General features: G+C 61.5%; 11 protein-coding genes and 3 pseudogenes. 5 read left to right on the top strand and 9 right to left on the bottom strand.

What is annotated here, in order from left to right:
* Positions 1-218: 218 nt before the first annotated feature.
* The 7 genes and pseudogenes from ACQ4MM_RS00740 to ACQ4MM_RS00710 all read right to left on the bottom strand — a co-directional run bounded on the left by ACQ4MM_RS00740 (position 219) and on the right by ACQ4MM_RS00710 (position 12,306).
* Positions 219-1,682: a glutamate synthase subunit beta gene (locus tag ACQ4MM_RS00740; RefSeq protein ID WP_431475558.1), complete on the bottom strand. Its 1,464-nt coding sequence runs from the start codon at positions 1,680-1,682 to the stop codon at positions 219-221.
* Positions 1,683-1,697: 15 nt separating this feature from the next.
* A complete protein-coding gene (locus ACQ4MM_RS00735) occupies positions 1,698-6,419 on the bottom strand; it encodes a glutamate synthase-related protein (RefSeq protein WP_431475557.1) in 4,722 nt (1,573 codons plus the stop codon).
* A gap of 195 nt (positions 6,420-6,614) precedes the next feature.
* On the bottom strand, positions 6,615-7,313 hold the full coding sequence (locus ACQ4MM_RS00730; RefSeq protein ID WP_431475556.1) for a transposase: 699 nt from the start codon (positions 7,311-7,313) through the stop codon (positions 6,615-6,617).
* A gap of 63 nt (positions 7,314-7,376) precedes the next feature.
* Positions 7,377-8,057, bottom strand: a complete 681-nt coding sequence (locus ACQ4MM_RS00725) for a response regulator transcription factor (RefSeq protein WP_055939590.1) — start codon at positions 8,055-8,057, stop codon at positions 7,377-7,379.
* Positions 8,058-8,144: 87 nt separating this feature from the next.
* Positions 8,145-8,657 carry a sensor histidine kinase gene (locus tag ACQ4MM_RS00720; RefSeq protein WP_431475555.1) on the bottom strand — a complete coding sequence of 171 codons (513 nt, stop codon included), beginning with the start codon at positions 8,655-8,657 and terminating at the stop codon, positions 8,145-8,147.
* Complete coding sequence (locus tag ACQ4MM_RS00715; protein WP_431475554.1) at positions 8,584-9,171, bottom strand: PAS domain S-box protein; 588 nt, start codon at positions 9,169-9,171, stop codon at positions 8,584-8,586. The genes ACQ4MM_RS00720 and ACQ4MM_RS00715 overlap by 74 nt, the downstream gene beginning before the upstream one ends.
* Positions 9,172-9,182: 11 nt before the next feature.
* Positions 9,183-12,306: pseudogene (locus tag ACQ4MM_RS00710) on the bottom strand (DEAD/DEAH box helicase).
* A gap of 206 nt (positions 12,307-12,512) precedes the next feature.
* Here ACQ4MM_RS00710 and ACQ4MM_RS00705 point away from each other — a divergent pair.
* The 3 genes and pseudogenes from ACQ4MM_RS00705 (at position 12,513) to ACQ4MM_RS00695 (ending at position 15,979) form a co-directional block, all read left to right on the top strand.
* Entirely contained in the window at positions 12,513-14,861 is a 2,349-nt protein-coding gene (locus ACQ4MM_RS00705; RefSeq protein WP_431475553.1) for a Tex family protein, read from the top strand.
* Positions 14,862-15,073: 212 nt separating this feature from the next.
* Complete coding sequence (gene grxD, locus ACQ4MM_RS00700; RefSeq protein WP_431475552.1) at positions 15,074-15,391, top strand: Grx4 family monothiol glutaredoxin; 318 nt, start codon at positions 15,074-15,076, stop codon at positions 15,389-15,391.
* Positions 15,384-15,979, top strand: a pseudogene (locus tag ACQ4MM_RS00695) (UbiX family flavin prenyltransferase). Before grxD ends, ACQ4MM_RS00695 begins: the two are co-directional and overlap by 8 nt.
* 209 nt (positions 15,980-16,188) lie before the next feature.
* Here the strand turns inward: ACQ4MM_RS00695 and ACQ4MM_RS00690 are convergent.
* Both ACQ4MM_RS00690 and ACQ4MM_RS00685 read right to left on the bottom strand, forming a co-directional pair.
* Entirely contained in the window at positions 16,189-16,599 is a 411-nt protein-coding gene (locus ACQ4MM_RS00690) for a hypothetical protein (RefSeq protein WP_431475551.1), read from the bottom strand.
* Positions 16,600-16,869: 270 nt separating this feature from the next.
* On the bottom strand, positions 16,870-17,934 hold the full coding sequence (locus tag ACQ4MM_RS00685; RefSeq protein WP_431475550.1) for an MBL fold metallo-hydrolase: 1,065 nt from the start codon (positions 17,932-17,934) through the stop codon (positions 16,870-16,872).
* 48 nt (positions 17,935-17,982) lie between these two features.
* Here ACQ4MM_RS00685 and ACQ4MM_RS00680 point away from each other — a divergent pair, with 48 nt between their 5' ends.
* Positions 17,983-18,387, top strand: a complete 405-nt coding sequence (locus tag ACQ4MM_RS00680; RefSeq protein ID WP_431475549.1) for a MerR family transcriptional regulator — start codon at positions 17,983-17,985, stop codon at positions 18,385-18,387.
* Between the two features lie 81 nt (positions 18,388-18,468).
* Positions 18,469-19,654 (top strand): annotated as a pseudogene (locus tag ACQ4MM_RS00675) (isovaleryl-CoA dehydrogenase).

Below are 19,654 nucleotides of genomic sequence, written 5' to 3'. Positions count from 1 at the left end.
GTTAAGGGGGAAGTGACATGTAGAACAACGTTGTTCGAATAATCCATGTCGTCAGACATCCTATAACAATACCAAGATTTACGCAAAAACATTTCCCAAAGGGAACGTTGGCGGGGAAGTGCGCTCAGAATGGTGGGTTGGGCGGGGTGTGGTTGTATGACAACCGCTTGAAAAAGGTCAAGCGTGCGGGCTGGCACGCTTGACTTTTAGGGAGGGAATTAACGCGGGAGGACGGAGCTGCCCATCAGGTATTCGTCGACAGCGCGGGCGCACTGGCGGCCTTCTCGGATCGCCCATACGACCAGCGACTGGCCGCGGCGCATGTCGCCGGCTGCGAACACGCCTGGCTTACTGGTCTTGTAGCTGTTGTCGCCTTCGGTCTGGGCGCGGGCATTGCCGCGAGCATCCCTGTCGACACCGAAGGCATCCAGCACTTGCGCCACTGGCGAGACGAAGCCCATGGCCAGCAGCACCAGGTCGGCCTTCATTTCGAATTCCGAGTTTGGCACTTCGGTCATCTTGCCGTCTTTCCATTCGACGCGGCAGGCGACCAGCTTTTCAACCTTGCCGTTCTTGCCTTCCAGGCGCTTGGTGGCGACCGCCCAGTCACGCTCGCAGCCTTCTTCGTGCGAAGAAGAAGTGCGCAGCTTGGTCGGCCAGTATGGCCATACCATCGGCTTGTTTTCCTGCTCCGGCGGCATCGGCATCAGTTCGAACTGGGTGACGCTGGCAGCGCCGTGGCGGTTCGAGGTGCCGACGCAGTCGGAACCGGTATCGCCGCCGCCGATCACGACCACGTGCTTGCCGGTGGCCTTGATCTGGTCCTTGACCTTGTCGCCGGCATTGACCTTGTTTTGCTGCGGCAGGAAGTCCATCGCGAAGTGGACGCCTTTCAGTTCACGGCCCGGCACCGGCAGGTCGCGCGGCGCTTCGGCGCCGCCGGCCATCACCACTGCATCAAAATCTTTCTCCAGGTCTTCCGGGAAGATGGTTTCCTTGGAGCCGTTGGCAACAGTCGCCGGGAAGTCCTTGCCGATCAGGACCGAAGTACGGAATTTCACGCCTTCCGCTTCCATTTGTTCAACGCGGCGGTCGATGTGGTACTTCTCCATCTTGAAGTCAGGGATGCCGTAGCGCAGCAGGCCGCCGATGCGGTCGGCTTTTTCGAACACGGTCACGTCGTGGCCGGCGCGCGCCAGCTGTTGCGCAGCGGCCAGGCCTGCAGGACCGGAGCCAACCACCGCAACCTTCTTGCCGGTCTTGACTTCGGCCGGCTGCGGCACGACCCAGCCGTGTTCCCAGCCTTCGTCGATGATCTTGTGTTCGATCGACTTGATGCCGACCGGCAGCTCGTGGATGCCCAGGGTACAGGCGCTCTCGCAAGGCGCCGGGCAAATGCGGCCGGTGAACTCGGGGAAGTTATTGGTCGAGTGCAGCGTGTTCAGCGCTTCGCGGTAGTGGCCGCGATAAACCAGGTCATTCCAGTCCGGGATGATGTTGTTGACCGGGCAACCCGAGTTACAGAACGGGATGCCGCAGTCCATGCAGCGCGCGCCCTGCACCTTGGCCTGCTCGTGGTTCAGGTGGAGTACGAACTCCTTGTAGTTCTTGAGGCGAGCCTCAGGTGCCAGGTAGCTTTCTTCCTGGCGCTGGAATTCCATGAAACCGGTGATCTTACCCATGATTACTGTCCTCTCTTACGCTGCGATTGCTTGAGTTTCCGCTTCGATCGCGGCGTTGTCTGCCATTTCCACCAGGGCGCGTTTGTACTCGCTCGGGAACACTTTGACGAACTTGGCACGGCTCTCGTTCCAGTTGTCGAGCAACAGGCGCGCGCGCGTGCTGCCGGTGTGTTTGAAGTGGCGCTCAATCAAGCGTTTGAGGATGGTTTCATCGGCCTCCGGTTCGCCATTGCGATGCTGGCTGTGCCAGGTGGCCTTGTCGACCTGCTGGTCGCCGGCCGCCTTCACTTCTTCCAGGCTCACCATGGACATATTGCACTTGCTGTGGAATTCGCCGTCCGGGTCGTACACATAGGCGATACCGCCCGACATGCCCGCCGCGAAGTTACGGCCGGTGGCGCCCAGCACCACCACGGTACCGCCGGTCATGTACTCGCAACCGTGGTCGCCCAGGCCTTCCACAATCGCGGTGGCGCCGGAGTTACGCACGGCGAAGCGTTCGCCGGCCACGCCATTGAAGAAGGCTTCGCCGGCAACCGCGCCGTACATGACGGTGTTACCAACAATGATGTTATTCACAGCCCAGCCGCGGAACTCGGTGTTCGGGCGCACGATGATGCGGCCGCCCGACAGGCCTTTGCCGACGTAGTCATTGCCTTCGCCCACCAGGTCGATGGTGATGCCGGCTGCCAGGAAGGCTGCAGCCGACTGGCCAGCGGTGCCCTGCAGCTGGATGTGGATGGTGTCGTCCGGCAGGCCGGCATGGCCGTATTTGAGGGCCACTTCGCCGGAAAGCATGGTGCCGACGGTCCGGTTGACGTTCTTAACCGGCGAAATGAAGGACACGCGCTCGCCTTTTTCCAGGGCTGGCCGGGCTTGCGCGATCAGCTTCAGGTCGAGTGCCTTGTCCAGGCCATGATCCTGCTGTTCGCTGTGGAAGATGGTCATGCCGTCGTCCACTTTCGGCTGGAAGAACACATTGCTGAAGTCCAGGCCCTGTGCTTTCCAGTGGGTGATGGCTTTCGACTTGTCCAGCAGGTCGGCGCGGCCGATCAGTTCCTGGAAGGTGCGGATACCCAGTTGCGCCATCAGCTGGCGAGCTTCTTCTGCTACGAAGAAGAAGTAGTTGACCACGTGCTCCGGCTTGCCCTGGAACTTCTTGCGCAGTTCCGGATCTTGCGTTGCAACGCCGACCGGGCAGGTGTTCAGGTGGCACTTGCGCATCATGATGCAGCCTTCCACCACCAGCGGTGCGGTAGCAAAGCCCACTTCATCGGCGCCCAGCAGGGCGGCGATCACGACGTCGCGCCCGGTACGCATCTGGCCATCAGCCTGCACCCGCACGCGGCTACGCAAGCCGTTCAGCACCAGGGTTTGCTGGGTTTCGGACAGGCCCAGCTCCCATGGGGTACCGGCATGCTTGACGGAGGACAGCGGCGAGGCGCCGGTGCCGCCGTCATGGCCGGCCACCACGATGTGGTCAGCCTTGGCTTTCGACACACCGGCAGCGACGGTACCGATACCGACTTCCGACACCAGCTTGACCGAAATCGAAGCGCGCGGGTTGGCGTTCTTCAGATCGTGGATCAGCTGGGCCAGGTCTTCAATCGAATAGATGTCGTGGTGCGGCGGCGGCGAGATGAGGCCCACACCCGGTACCGAGAAGCGCAGCTGCGCGATGTATTCGGACACCTTGTGGCCCGGCAGCTGGCCGCCTTCGCCCGGCTTGGCGCCCTGCGCCATCTTGATCTGGATCTGGTCGGCGGAATTCAGGTACTCCGCGGTCACGCCGAAGCGGCCGGATGCCACCTGCTTGATGCGCGAACGCAGCGAGTCGCCTTCCTGCAGCGGGATATCCGCTTCAACCTGCTCCTTGCCCAGCTCGGAAGCCAGGGTCGCGCCGACCTTGATCGGGATGCCTTTCAGCTCGTTGCTGTAACGGCGCGGGTCTTCGCCGCCTTCACCGGTGTTGGACTTGCCGCCGATGCGGTTCATCGCGATGGCCAGGGTGGCGTGTGCTTCAGTCGAAATCGAACCCAGCGACATGGCGCCGGTAGCGAAGCGCTTGACGATGTCCTTGGCCGGCTCCACTTCATCCAGCGGGATCGCCTTGGCCGGGTCGATCTTGAATTCGAACAGGCCGCGCAGGGTCAGGTGGCGCTTGGTCTGGTCGTTGATCAGTTGTGCGTACTCTTTATAGGTCGAGTAGTTGTTGGAACGGGTCGAATGCTGCAGCTTGGCGATGGCATCCGGCGTCCACAGGTGGTCTTCGCCGCGCACGCGGTAGGCATATTCGCCGCCCGCGTCCAGCGCGTCGGCCAGCACCGGGTCATTGCCGAAGGCCAGTTTGTGCAGGCGCAGGCCTTCCTCGGCCACCTCGAACAGGCCGATGCCTTCCACGTTCGACTGGGTGCCGCGGAAATACTTGTCGACCAATTGGCGGTTCAGGCCAACGGCTTCGAAGATCTGTGCGCCGCAGTAGGACATGTAGGTCGAAATGCCCATCTTCGACATCACCTTCATCAGGCCTTTGCCGACGGCCTTGGTGTAATTGTAGATCGCGCTTTCCGGCGTCAGGTCGCCCGGCAGCGAATGCGCCAGTTCGGCCAGCGATTCCATCGCCAGGTATGGGTGGACTGCTTCCGCGCCGTAGCCGGCCAGCAGGGCGAAGTGGTGGGTTTCGCGGGCGGAGCCGGTTTCCACCACCAGGCCGGTGGATGCGCGCAGGCCCTTGCTCACCAGGTGCAGGTGGATGGTCGACGTCGCCAGCAGGGCCGGGATCGCGACGCGGTCCGGGCCAACAGTGCGGTCGGAGATGATCAGGATGTTGTGGCCGGACTTCACCGCGTCAACGGCTTCCGCGCACAGCGATGCCAGCGACGCTTCCACGCCTTCCTTGCCCCAGGCCAGCGGGTAGCAGATGCTCAGCTCATAGGACTTGAATTTGCCGCCGGTGTGCTGGCTGATGGTGCGCAGGCGCGCGATGTCGTCGAAGCCCAGCACCGGCTGCGCCACTTCCAGGCGCATCGGCGGATTGACGTTGTTGGTATCCAGCAGGTTCGGTTTCGGGCCGATGAAGGACACCAGCGACATCACCATCGCTTCGCGGATCGGGTCGATCGGCGGGTTGGTCACCTGCGCGAACAGTTGCTTGAAGTAGTTATACAGCGGCTTCAGTTTGTTGGAAGTGACGGCCAGCGGCGAGTCATTGCCCATCGAGCCGACGGCTTCTTCGCCGTTGATCGCCATCGGCGCCAGGATGAAGCGCATGTCTTCCTGGGTATAGCCGAACACCTGCTGGCGGTCCAGCAGCGATGCGGATTGCTTTTCGCCAGCGGCCGGGCCGTATTTGGCCACGTTGGCCGCGGTCTGGCTTTCGCTCATCTTGAGCTCGCCCAGCTTGATGCGCACCGCGTTGATCCATGCCTTGTATGGCTTGGCGTTGGCGTAGGTGTCTTTCAGTTCCTTGTCGTCGATGATGCGACCGGCTTCCAGGTCGATCAGGAACATCTTGCCCGGCTGCAGGCGCCATTTCTGGATGATCTTCGATTCGGGAATCGGCAGCACGCCCGATTCGGACGCCATCACCACCAGGTCATCGTCGGTCACGATGTAGCGGGCAGGGCGCAGGCCATTGCGGTCCAGGGTGCCGCCGATATAGCGGCCATCGGTGAAGGCCATGGCGGCAGGGCCGTCCCATGGTTCCATCATCGACGCATAGTATTCGTAGAAGGCCTTGCGGTTGTCGTCCATCAGCGTGTGGTTTTCCCACGCTTCCGGAATCATCATCATCATCGCCTGTGCCAGCGGGTAGCCCGCCATCAGCAGCAGTTCCAGCGCGTTGTCGAAGCAGGCGGTGTCGGACTGGCCTTCGTAAATCAGCGGGAACAGCTTCTGCAGGTCTTCACCCAGCACCGCCGATTTCATCACGCCTTCACGGGCGCGCATCCAGTTGAAGTTGCCCTTCACGGTGTTGATCTCGCCGTTGTGCGCGATCAGCCGGTAAGGGTGGGCCAGCGGCCACTCAGGGAAGGTATTGGTCGAGAAGCGCTGGTGCACCAGTGCCAGCGCGGAGATGCAGCGCGGGTCCTGCAGGTCTTTGTAATACACGCCCACCTGGTCAGCCAGCAGCAGGCCTTTGTACACCACGGTACGGGCCGACATGGACGGCACGAAGAATTCCTTGCCGTGGATGAGTTTCAGTGCCTGGATCGCGTGGCCGGACGATTTGCGGATCACGTACAGCTTGCGTTCCAGCGCGTCGGTCACCATCACGTCCTGGCCGCGGCCGATGAAGATCTGGCGGATCACCGGCTCTTTTTCGCGCACCCGCGGCGACATCGGCATTTCCGAGTCGATCGGCACGTTGCGCCAGCCGAGCACGACCTGGCCTTCGATGCGCACCGCGCGCTCAATTTCCTGTTCGCAAGCGATGCGCGAAGCGTTTTCCTTCGGCAGGAACACCATGCCGACGCCGTATTCGCCTGGCGGCGGCAGTTCGACGCCCTGCTTGGCCATTTCGTCGCGGTAGAACTGGTCCGGAATCTGGATCAGGATGCCGGCGCCGTCGCCCATCAGTTTGTCCGCACCGACTGCGCCCCTGTGGTCCAGGTTCTTCAGGATCAGCAGACCCTGTTCGACGATCGAGTGGCTCTTGTTGCCTTTGATGTGGGCGACGAAACCGACGCCACAGGCGTCATGTTCGTTGGCTGGGTTGTACAAACCTTGCGCTTGCATGCATTTCTCCGCTGAATTTTTACTCACGAAAATCCAGAGTAGTGCAATGCACAAAATCGCGCAACAAAAACAATTAGGGTCGGAGTCGAATTAATTCAGCGGCGGTCGCTGGAAATTTTAATTGGGGACAGAGTGACACCAAAACCCGGCAAACCCGCCAGGCACCTGCCGCAGGACGGGTCAGCCCCTTGGGTCTTACCCGGGTTTACCAGTTTTGGCCGGCCGCCCCCGCTTTGCCGGCAATACCTGCCGTTTCATGCGCCGCTCCAGCTCTGCCTTCCATTTATCGCTGCCCAATGGCCAGCCTTTCAGCGCTGTGCTCTCGATAGCCCGCGTTTCCGTTCCCGCCAGCCCCTGCGCCGCCAGTTCTATATAGGCCGCCTCGCGCTGGAATGGCGTATTGCCCAGCGCCCAGTAGATCGGATGGTCGTTGACCGCGCCATCCTGGCGGATGCCGGCATGATGCGGATAGCTCGACCACTGGTAATGTTCCGGCCCCTCCGCCAGCCGCGCCCGCACCGCGGCGAATTCAATGTATTTCGAGCAAGAAATGAAGTAGCGCTCGGCTTCGACCACCGAGGTTTTATAGCGGCCCTGCCATAACGTGCCAGCGCGGGAGTACTTTTGATTGAAATAAGGGACATAGTGGCGCCCAATCCACTGCATCATGCCGCCCAGGCCCTCTTCATCGCTGGGCGAGGCTAACAGGTGTAATTCGCCCGGCAAGAGGGTGTAGGCGTGCACCGCCACCTTGTATTGGCGGGTGGCGGCGCGCATCCAGGCGATAAAACTGCTGAAGTCTTCAGCATCTAGGAACACTTCCTGGCCATTCAGGCCACGCTGGATGATGTAATGGGGCAGGTTGGGAACGACGAGGCGAGGCAGACGGGCCATAAAAACAAAAAGGGTAGGATCGGGAAACCCCGATTCTACCCAGTTCGCTTGACTCTGTCCCTATTAAGACAAATTGAAGCTGGCGGACAGGCTATAACCCTCGCCGTAGGCCGAACGCAGGGGCAAATCCTGGCCCAGGCCGCTACGCGCCTTTTTGCGTAAACGATACACCAGCATGTCGACGCGGCGCCCGGCATCCGGATCATCGCCGCCGATACCGGCCACGATCACCTGGCGCGGCACAGGACGGGTGTTAATAGTCAGCAAGTGCAGGAAATTGCACTCTTTCTCAGTCAGGGTGATGGCCTGGCCCTGCAGTTCCAGCTGGCGGGCCGACACTTTCAGGGTCCACTTGCTTGGCACCGGGATGGCTTCCTGCGGACCGACGCGACGGTCCAGCGCTTCGATGTGGGCCGCCAGTTCCGGGAACTTGATCGGCTTGGTCAGATAGTGGTCGGCGCCCAGGCGTAGGCCCATGATGCGCGAATCGAAAGCCACGCGGCCAGTCAGCACCAGCAGGCCGATCTGCGGGTAGAGCTGGCGCATGCGCGGGATGACATTGAAGCCATCCTCGTCCGGCAGGCCCAGGTCGAGCACGACAACGCCCACGGTGCCCTGGCTGAGGGCGGACCACATTTCCTGGGCATTATTGGTGGTATGAACTACATGGCCAAGCTCAGCCAGGAAATCCGCCATCTCTTCGGCGTATTCCAGGTTGTCTTCCACGATCAGTATTTGCGTCATTGATGCGCCATTTTCCATTCAGTCGCGAGCCGGGGTTTAGGGCTTGCGTCGAAGAATTATCACGGTTGGTCACGGGCTGCGCAAGGCTTAAGCAGCGATAGGGAGCCAAATCCGAAATTTCTTGCCGCTTTCAGGCAAATTTTCCACAGACAGTGTGCCGCCGTGGACCTCTACAACATTCCTGGCCATATACAGGCCGAGGCCGGAACCAGCATGCCCTGCGGCAGCCTTGCCTCGGTAACCCTTGTCGAAGAGTTTGCCTAGCTCATCATCCGGAACGGGAGTGCCGCGGTCGATGACGAGGAGTTCAACCCCGCCTTCGCTGGCTTTCCTTCCCTGTAATTCTATCGCAACGTTGTCATTCGTGTACTTGAGAGCGTTGTCTAAAAGTATGTCGAGACACAAACGCATGCCTTGCGGATCGCAACGCATCCACTGCGGCAAACCTTCCGCGCGCACCGTGATGCCGGCGCGACGCTGGCGTGCCTGCTCGGCCGCGGTTTCCAGCAAGGCTTCTGGCGAAACTTCATCGGCCTGGCGCTTGCGGCCAATGCTGGCCAGGCGCTCGGGACTCAAGTATTCGTTGATCAGCTCGAGCAAGCGGTCGACTGCAGTCTGGATCTTGCGGTAGCGCTTCTTGGTGTTTTCGTCGGCGTTTTGCCGACGTCATTTCCAGGCGCTGGATAGCGCCATCGATGGTCGAGAGCGGCGTGCGGAATTCATGCGATACCATCGACGCGAATTTCTTTTGCTGCTTCTCGCGTTCGACACGCTCACGGATATCGCGCACCGTGCCGACCAGGCGCAGCACGCCGCTGTCGACGTCGGGCACCAGGGTCGATTCGATTTCCACCGGGATCATCACTCCATCGCGGCCCGCCATTTCGGCATCGCGCACCGTGTGGCGGCGGGTGGTGTCGCCGGAGGTGTAGGCTTCCAGCCGTTCCGGCAACTCGCCCATCAGGCTTGCCGCCACCTGCTGCGCGCGCTCCGGCATGTAGCCGAACAGCTTTTCCGCGCAAGGGCTGACGTACAGCAGCTGGCCACTATCGCAGTCCAGCATCCAGTGTACGTCGCTGCTGTGGTCGAGGATCTGGCGATAGTTGTTCAGCACTCAGCATGGGATCAATCCTGTAACGGTGCGAAGATCTGTTGCAGGTCTTCCTGGGTCAATGCCATCTTTTGCGATTCGCCTTCGGCCAACACCGATTGCGCCAGGTCCGATTTCTTTTGCTGCAGCAGCTGGATCTTCTCTTCCAGCGTGCCTTTCGCGATCAGCTTGTAGACGAACACCGGCTTGTCCTGGCCGATCCGCCAGGCGCGGTCGGTCGCCTGGTTTTCGGCGGCCGGATTCCACCATGGATCGTAGTGGATCACGGTGTCGGCGGCAGTCAGGTTCAGGCCCACCCCGCCGGCCTTCAGCGAGATCAGGAAGATCGGCACCGCACCTTGCTGGAACGCCGCTACCTGAGCGCCGCGGTCGCGGGTTTCGCCGGTCAGGATGGCATACGGAATATCGCGCGCTTCCAGTTCTTCCTCGATCAGTTCGAGCATCGAGGTGAATTGCGAGAACACCAGGATCTTGCGCTTTTCTTCCAGCAGGTCTTCCACCATCTGCATCAGGTCGACCAGTTTGGCTGAACCGGCAGTAGCAGCTTTCTTGGTGGACTTCACCAGGCGCGGATCGCAGCAAACCTGGCGCAGCTTGAGCAGCGCCTCCAGGATCACGATCTGCGAGCGCGCTACGCCCTTGCGATCGATCTCGTCGCGCACTTTCTGATCCATCGCCAAGCGCACGGTTTCGTACAGGTCGCGCTGCGCCCCGGAGAGTTCGACCTTGCGCACCATCTCGGTCTTCGGCGGCAGTTCTTTCGCCACGCCGTCCTTGGTCCGGCGCACCAGGAACGGCTTGATGCGCCGATTCAGCAAATGGCGGCGCTGCGGATCGTCCTGGCGCTCGATCGGATGGCGGAAGTTGCTGTTGAAAGTCTTCTCGTCACCCAGCAGGCCCGGCAGCAGGAAGTGGAATTGCGACCACAGCTCGCCAAGGTGGTTTTCCAGCGGCGTGCCCGACAGGCACAGCCGGTGGCGTGCGCGCAGCAGGCTGGCGCTCTGGGCCGCTTTGGAGCGGGTGTTCTTGATGTAGTGCGACTCGTCCAGGATCACCAGGTGGAAATCATGCTCGCGCAGCTTTTCTTCGTCGCGCGGCAGCAGGGCGTAAGTGGTAAGCACCAGGTCGACCTGCGGGATCTCGTCGAACAGTTCGGCGCGATCCTTGCCCTGCAGCAGCAACACTTTCAGGCCTGGCGCGAAGCGGGCCGTTTCATCCTGCCAGTTGTTCATCAGGCTGGTAGGCGCGATTACCAGGGCCGGATGATCGAGGCGTCCAGCTTCCTTCTCCACCAGGATGTGGGCGATGGTTTGCACGGTCTTGCCGAGGCCCATGTCGTCAGCCAGGATGCCGCCGAAGTTGTACTCGCGCAGGAATTGCATCCAGCTCAGGCCGTCCGTCTGGTAATCGCGCAGGGTGGCGCGCAGGCCAGCCGGGGTCGGCACCCGCTGCACCGAGGAGAACTGGTTCAGCTTGCGGCCCATTTCGCGCAGCGCTTCGCCGCCGGTCCACTGGAAGTCGACATTGCGCGCCAGCTCATCCAGGCGCGCCGCGTCCAGCGAAGACATGCGCACCGAGTGGCGGATCTTCTCGCTGAAATACAGCTCGCCGATGGTGGCCAGGATAGGACGCAGGCGGTTCCATGGCAAGGCCACGCGGCTGCCGTCCGGCAGGGCCGCCAGCATCTGGTCCGACTCGCCGTGGATCGCCAGCGCTTTCGGACCGAAGTCGTTCGGGAAATTGCGGATCATCTGCACCAGCACCGGCAGCAACGGCACGCGCTCGCCATTGACGGTGATGCCCAATTCCAGGTCGAACCAGGCGTTGCCGTTGTCGGTGGTTTCTTCATCGACTTCGGCATACCAATCGTCGACCGCCGCCATATCGTAGCGGTACTTCGGCGACTTCTCGACGCGCCAGCCGGCAGCCATCAATTCACCGATGCCGGATTCGGCGAAGCGGATCCAGTCCGCCTGATTGGCCAGCAGCAGGCCGCCGCGCACGCTCGACAGCGGCAGCGCAGTCGGCTTGCGGAACCCAAGCTGGGACAGGGTTTCCAGCGCAGCCGCCTCGGCCGCTTCGTCGCGCTGGATGATTTCAGTCACTTCGCCACGCTGGCGCACCACGCGCTGCGTCGGGTCGAAGGAAACGCGCTCGCCATCGTAGTCATACGACAGCACGGCATAGTCGTTCCAGCGCTGCAGAGTACCGTCGGCCAGCTGGGCCGAATCGAGCACCAGGATCGGCAGCGGCTTGACGTCGGTGCGCACGCGCTGCGGCAGCGGCTGCGGCAGCGGCATCAACTGCTGCAGGCCATGCGCCAGCAAGAGCTGGGACACGCGCATCTTATCGTTGGGCATCAGCAGCGGCGCCTGCGCCACCAGGGCTTGCAGCTCAGCCAGCGGGATGGTGGTGCCGCCCTGGTTCAGTTGCAATACCCCCGGTCGACAGGTTGTCGATGTACCACGGCGGTTCGGTCGGCAACATATAGTCGATCTGGTCCGCGCCGTGGTGCTTGACGCCTTCCTGCACATCGACTTGCCAGCCGAGGCGCAAGCCCTTGCCCTCTTCGCGCCAGGCCAGGCTGGCATCGCGCATCTGGCCCGCCTTCATCGGGTAGACCAGGCCATTGCCGACGTCGGACCAGGAATTCGCCCACAGCAGCTTGTCGTGCTCGGACAGCATTTGCAACAGGGCCGCGCCGATCTTGCCGCGCGGCTCGGTTGCACTGCCGGTCTGCGAATTGGGGCCGCTGCGCATTGCCACGAAGAAGCGCACCAGGTCTTCATCGCCCGGCGCCAGGAATGCCGGTGGGGCGGACAGCAGGGAGAACACTTCGCTGACCGGCGTGGCCGCGGCCACGTCGCCGTTCGGCTTCAGGCGCGCCTTGTACAGGCAGAGCGCCACATGGCGCCCGCCGCTGGTCGGCGCCAGCACGTAAATCAGTTTGTAGTTGGTCTGTTTCGGGTCGATGTCGACCGGGGCCAGTTTTGGCTTCGGATGCGCGGCTGCATCCACCCGCTGCAACCACGTCGCCACAGCATAGGGCAGCTGGTTAGGCGGAGCGGCAGGTACAGGAGCAGATGAGGGGGCCGGTGCGACTGGAGTTTCGCGGGCTTCGTCGCGGGTAATATCCATTGGGCGCATTCTTTTAAATCAGCGGTTCAAAAACAGCAACATGCAATATTATCCGCCTTCCACGTTTTCGTGTTTGTGAAAATCCTAACTTAGTGCAACTACAAGTTAGACGGACAACATTAACTAATTAATAATAATCTATTCCGGCGCCCGTTGGCCATGCGGGCGTTGTATGATTTCGGCCTTCACCGTTTGGAAACACCGTCATGCTGCCTTCTATCGAACAACGCCTCGCCCTCGAACTGGCCGCCAAGCCGGTCCAGGTGGCCGCCGCCATCGCCCTGCTGGACGAAGGCGCCACCGTCCCGTTTATCGCCCGCTACCGCAAGGAAGCGACCGGCGGCCTGGACGACATCCAGCTGCGTTTGCTGGAAGAACGCCTGCGCTACCTGCGTGAGCTGGAAGAGCGCCGCGAAGCGATCGTCAATTCGATTACCGAGCAAGGCAAGATGACGCCGGAGCTGCTAGATGCGGTCATGCACGCAGAGGACAAGACCCGCCTCGAAGACCTTTACCTGCCTTACAAGCAAAAACGCCGCACCAAGGCCCAGATCGCCATCGAAGCCGGCCTGGCCCCGCTGGCAGACGCCCTGCTGGCCGACCCGACCCTGAACCCCGACGAGCAGGCCGCCGGCTATCTGCGCGAAGCCTTCGAAACCGCCGACGGCAAGAACCCGGGCGTGGCCGACGCCAAAGCCGCCCTGGACGGCGCCCGCCAGATCCTGATGGAACGCTTCGCGGAAGACGCCACCCTGCTGCAAGCGCTGCGCGAATATGTGCAAGATCATGGCGTAGTTGAATCCAAAGTTGTTGATGGAAAGCAAGAAGAAGGCGAAAAGTTCGCCGATTACTTCGATTATTCCGAGCCGCTGGCTGCCGTGCCGTCGCACCGAGCCCTGGCATTGCTGCGCGGACGCCGGGAAGGCATGCTCGACGTCACCCTGCGCCTCGATTCGGAAGAAGAAAAACCGAAGTGGGATGCCCCGCATAACCCATGCGAAAGCCGTATTTCGGCCCGCTTCGGCATCAAGCAAGCCGGCCGCCCGGCCGACAAATGGCTGGCCGACACCGTGCGCTGGACCTGGCGCGTGAAGTCGTTCATGCATCTGGAAACCGAACTGATGGGCGCGCTGCGCGAAAAAGCCGAGCTGGACGCCATCAACGTGTTCGCTACCAATTTGAAAGCCTTGCTGCTGGCGGCCCCGGCCGGCCCACGCGCCACCATGGGCCTGGACCCAGGCCTGCGCACCGGCGTGAAAGTTGCCGTGGTCGACGCCACCGGCAAGGTGGTGGAGACCGCCACCATTTATCCCCACCAGCCGCGCAACGACTGGCACGGAGCGCTGCACACCCTGTCGCAGCTGGCCGCCAAGCATGGCGTGCAACTGGTTTCGATCGGCAACGGCACCGCTTCGCGCGAAACCGACAAGCTGGCGCAGGACCTGATCAAGCAATGCCCTGAGCTGAAGCTGACCAAGATCGTGGTGTCGGAAGCCGGCGCCTCGGTGTACTCGGCCTCCGAATACGCATCGCGCGAATTGCCGGAGCTGGACGTGTCGCTGCGCGGCGCGGTCTCGATTGCACGCCGCCTGCAAGACCCGCTGGCGGAACTGGTAAAGATCGATCCGAAGTCGATCGGCGTCGGCCAGTACCAGCACGACGTATCGCAAACCCAGCTGGCGCGTTCGCTGGACGCGGTGGTTGAGGATTGCGTGAATGCGGTCGGGGTCGACGTGAATACCGCCTCGGCGCCGCTGCTGGCGCGCGTATCCGGCCTGAGCACCAGTGTAGCGCAGAGCATCGTGACTTACCGCGACATGAAGGGCGCTTTCGCCTCCCGTGCCGCGCTGAAGAACGTGCCGCGCCTGGGCGACAAGACCTTCGAGCAGGCGGCCGGCTTCCTGCGCGTGATGGGCGGCGAAAACCCGCTCGACGCGTCGGCAGTGCACCCTGAGTCCTACCCGCTGGTCGAGAAGATCCTGGCCGACATCCAGAAAGACGTGCGCGGCGTGATCGGCGAAAGCAAGCTGCTGAAGGGCCTGTCCCCAGCCAAGTACGCCGACGACAAGTTCGGCGTGCCGACCGTCACCGACATCATCAAGGAACTGGAAAAGCCGGGCCGCGACCCGCGTCCCGAGTTCACCACCGCCACCTTCAAGGACGGCGTGGAAGAAATCAGCGACCTGCGCGTGGACATGATCCTGGAAGGCGTGGTGACCAACGTGGCCGCCTTCGGCGCCTTCGTCGACATCGGCGTGCACCAGGACGGCCTGGTTCACATTTCCGCGCTGTCGAACACCTTCGTCAAAGATCCGCACACGGTGGTGAAAGCCGGCCAGGTAGTGAAAGTCAAAGTGCTGGAAGTGGACGTCAAGCGCAAGCGCATCGCATTGACCATGCGCCTGAGCGACAGCGCACCAGCCGCCGGAGCCCGCCCTGAGCAGCGCGGCGACCGCAACGACCGCCGCGCCATGGGCCAACAGCAAAAGCAACAATCGCGTGAAGCAGCCCAGCCAAGCTCGATGGCCGCCGCCTTCGCCAAGCTGCGCGGCTAAAAGACGGTGCCAAAGTCGGTGCCAGGTCTGTCATTCGGACAGACAGCGCTACCCTTTGATCTAGCTCAATACGCGAAAGACGGCTCAATTGCGTATTGAGGCATATCAAATGATGGCGCTAACTGTCCGAATGACAGACCTGGCACCGAATTGGGTCATGCGCCGTTTCGCGGTAAAATGGCAGGATTCCAATCCCTAGCAGTGAGAGTGCAATGAGCGACGTACAAACCTGGATCAAAGAAACCGTGAGCAACACCCCTGTCGTGCTGTTCATGAAGGGCACCGCCCAGTTCCCGCAGTGCGGCTTCTCCGGCCGTGCCATCCAGATCCTGAAAGCTTGCGGCGTTGAAAACATCGCCACCGTCAACGTATTGGACGATCCGGAAGTGCGTCAAGGCATCAAGGAATACTCGAACTGGCCAACCATCCCGCAACTGTATGTGCGCGGTGAATTTATCGGCGGCTCCGACATCATGTCCGAGATGTATGAATCCGGCGAACTGAAGACCCTGCTCGACAACAATGGCTGATCGCCCGCAGCGGCTGGTCATTGCCATCACCGGCGCCACCGGCGCCGTGTATGGGGTGCGGCTGCTGCAGCATTTGAATCAACTGGGCCGGTCGGATGGCCGCCCCGTCGAGACGCATCTGGTTATTTCCGACGCCGCAGTCCTCACTCTTCATCAGGAAACTGGCCTGCAGCGCAAGGAAGTCGAAGCGCTGGCCCATGTCGTCCACAAACAGAACAATATCGGCGCCTCCATCGCCAGCGGCTCGTTCCAGGCCGACGGCATGGTAATCGCTCCCTGTTCGATGAAAACCCTGGCCTCCGTCGCGCATGGCCTGTCAGACAACCTGATCGCCCGCGCCGCCGACGTGATGCTGAAGGAGCGCCGCCGCCTGATACTGATGGTGCGCGAGACGCCTTTCAACCTGGCGCACCTGCGCAATATGACTGCCGTAACCGAGATGGGCGGCATCATCTTCCGCCTTTGCCAAGCTTTTATCACCAGCCGCAATCCATCGACGAAATGGTGGACCACACCGTCGCCCGCGTGATCGACTTATTCGGCATATGTCACAATCTGGCCCCTCGCTGGAATGGCATGAATCCCTGAAAATATGCGCCTTTGCGGGCCAATGTATCAAGCTTGTTACAAGGTGGTATGGTCGTTTGTGACATGGAAGGACACCATGTCGCCAGTGCCAAAAACATCATTCTGACACTGCGGGGAGACGCGCCGGGAGCCGGCGCGCTAAGTGAAACTCGGAGCTCACTTTGAAAGCTATTTGCCCAGTTTTGAGCAGGGCAAATAGTGTCGTTCTGTTACTTTTGGTAGTTGACCCGCACCAGCATGCGAATAAATTCGCGCGCAATTTGCTTGTGGTGGTCGTCCAGCCGTTGCAAATCGGCGATCAATTTGACGTCCGCCGACTCGAAGCGGGCCAGGTGGCTTCCGTTGGTGTCGCCATTATGGTGCTCGATTTCGGCACCGCCAAAGCGCAGCCATTCAGCAGGAACGCCAAGCCACTGCGCAATCATGCGCAGCTTTTCCTGGGTCGGAATTGCCTCTCCAACCAGCCATTTTCGGGCTGCGTGGACCGTAATCGGCCTGCCCTCAAACCGGATGTTGAACTCCCTCGCCAGCCGGGTTGGGCTGTCCGGAGAATAGTGGGCATTTTTCAAAGCCTGCTGGAGACGCTGGCTAAAGCTTTCACGTTCATTTGAAGAATTCATAGTTGCACTATTTCATGTCACAACATGAATGTCAGTCTCTAGAACCATCAGACCAATTGTGACAATTGTAGATAACAACAATTAACAATTAGCGCTACAGACTGTCCGATTTCCTGCTCTGCTGGCCCGAATTTCTTTTGGCGGAAACGGGAAAAATCAGCAGAATCTACTTGTCAGGACGACAAGCAATCGGTTACAACTTTAGTCAATAAAGTTGATTTGCGACCACAAACCTAGGGGCGCTCTTCGGTGTCGACCGGTCGGCTGGTATTAAAGACCGCCGGTAACTTTTTGCGCCTTGATGAATTTTATGATGCCGTCATTCCCGGTATCCCGGCGCACGATACCATCCCGCCACAACTTGTGAAGGTGGGCCAGCGCCTCACCCAGCGCAAAGCTGAGCTGGTGGGCGTCCAGCGGACGACGGAACATGATTGGTACTATCTCGGCCGCCGAACGTGGCTGGCCGGTGCATGCGTCCAGCACTTCGGCCAGGCGCGCCTCGTGGTGCTCGCGCAGCTGCTTGAGCCGGGTGTGCAGGCCGCGGAATGGCCGGCCGTGCGAAGGCAGCACCAGCACGTCATCCGGCAGGCTGGCGAAACGCTGCAGGGAATCCAGGTATTGCTGCAGCGGATTGGCTTCCGGCTCGACAGCAAACACCGAGATATTGGTGGAGATGCGCGGCAACACCATGTCGCCGGCGATCAGCACATTGAGCTGTGCGCAGTACAGCGCGGCATGTTCGGGCGAGTGGCCAAACCCGGTGATCACGCGCCAGCTGCAGTCGCCGGCCGGGACTGCCTGGCCGTCCTGCAGGCGGACATAGGACGCCGGCACCGAGGGCACCAGCGAAGGGTAGTAGCTCTTACGCGAACGCATCTTTTCCAGCATCCCGGGATCGGCCAGGCCATGCCGCTCGAAATGGGGCACGGCCGACGGGCCATCGACGCCGGGCAGGCCGGCCGACATCATGCGCGCGAACGCGTACTCGCCGGTCGTCATCCAGAGCGCGATGCCGAAGCGCTGGCACAGCCAATCGGCCAGCCCGACGTGATCCGGATGACAGTGAGTGGCCACTACTCGCGTCAACGGCCGGCCGGCAAGCGGTCCGGCGAGCACGTCGTTCCAGGCCTGCTTGCTGGCCTCCAGCGCCACGCCGCAATCGACCGCGCTCCAGCCGTCCGCTTCGCGCAGCAGCCACAGGTTGATGTGGTCAAGCGCGAACGGCAACGGCAAGCGCATCCACGCCACCCCGGGCGCGACCTCGAGCACCGCGCCGCTGGCCGGCACGCTGTCGCCAAATGGGTAGTCAAGCTGGGATTCAAGCGGATTCATGGCGTACAATAGATTGACGTTACGTAAACGGAAGATCCATTGTAAGCCATGCCGACATACACCATTACCGAACTGGCGCGCGAGTTCGACATCACCCCGCGCGCCATCCGTTTCTATGAGGACCAGGGCCTCCTGGCGCCGTCGCGCGAAGGCGCCGGCGGACGCAACCGCGTGTACACGCCGCGCGACCGCACCCGCCTGAAGCTGACCCTGCGCGGTAAGCGCATCGGATTGTCGCTGAGCGAGATCAAGAGCCTGGTCGACATGTACGAGTCGCCAAAAGACACCGAAGCCCAGATGAACCGCTTCCTGGGCGTGCTGTCGCAGCACCGCGAGACGCTGGAACAACAACGCGAAGACATTGAAATGTCGCTGCAAGAGATCGCCACCCACGAGGAAGAGTGCCGGCGCCTGCTGGCTGCACTTGCCGAGAAGCAAGCCACGGCTGGTTGACGCACATTTGGTTGACGTTTACGTTAACGTAACTCAGGCGTATCATTTGCGTTTGAATACCCAACACCAATAGAGGAAGACATGCTCCATCTCCCAGGCCTGACCTTTGATCACGGCGAAGACATCGCCGCCCTGCGTGAAGCGGTACAGCAGTTCGCCGCCGCCGAAATCGCCCCGCGCGCCGCCGAAATCGACCGCAGCGACCAGTTCCCGATGGACCTGTGGCGCAAGATGGGTGAACTGGGCTTGCTGGGCATCACTGTCTCCGAAGAATACGGCGGCGCCAATATGGGCTACCTGGCCCACATCGTCGCGATGGAGGAAATTTCCCGCGCTTCCGCCTCGGTCGGCCTGTCCTACGGCGCGCACTCCAACCTGTGCGTCAACCAGATCAAGCGCAACGGCACCGAAGAACAGAAGAAAAAATACCTGCCGAAGCTGATCTCCGGCGAGCACGTCGGTGCGCTGGCCATGTCCGAGCCGAACGCCGGTTCCGACGTGGTGTCGATGAAGCTGCGCGCCGACTTCAAGGGCGACCGCTGGGTGCTGAACGGCACCAAGATGTGGATCACCAACGGCCCGGACGCCGACACCCTGGTGGTGTACGCCAAGAACGACATCGAAGCCGGCCCGCGCGGGCATGACCGCCTTCCTGATCGAGAAGGGCTTCAAGGGCTTCTCCGTCGCGCAGAAGCTGGACAAGCTGGGCATGCGCGGCTCCCATACCGGCGAGCTGGTATTCGAAGACTGCGAAGTGCCGGCCGAGAACGTGCTGGGCGGCCTGGGCAAGGGCGTCAACGTGCTGATGTCCGGCCTGGACTTCGAACGTACCGTGCTGTCCGGCGGACCGCTGGGCATCATGTCGGCCTGCATGGATGCCGTGGTCCCTTACGTCCACGACCGCAAGCAGTTCGGCCAGCCGATCGGCGAATTCCAGCTGATGCAGGGCAAGCTGGCGGATATGTACTCCACCATGATGGCTTGCCGCGCCTACGTCTACGCCGTGGGCCAGGCTTGCGACCGCGCCACCTCGCCCGAGCAAGTGCGCGCACTGCGCAAGGACGCGGCCGGCGCCATCCTGTACTCGGCCGAGAAGGCCACCTGGATGGCTGGCGAAGCGATCCAGGCCCTGGGCGGCAATGGCTACATCAACGAGTATTCGGTCGGCCGCCTGTGGCGCGACGCCAAGCTGTATGAAATCGGCGCCGGCACCAGCGAAATCCGCCGCATGCTGATTGGCCGCGAACTGTTCGCTGAAACCAAGTAA

This window comes from Massilia eburnea, from assembly GCF_050709955.1.
In the GTDB taxonomy this organism is placed as follows: domain Bacteria; phylum Pseudomonadota; class Gammaproteobacteria; order Burkholderiales; family Burkholderiaceae_D; genus Rugamonas; species Rugamonas eburnea_A.
The sequence above is the reverse complement of the archived record's forward strand: the minus strand, read 5'-3'. Positions and strand labels throughout refer to the sequence as shown.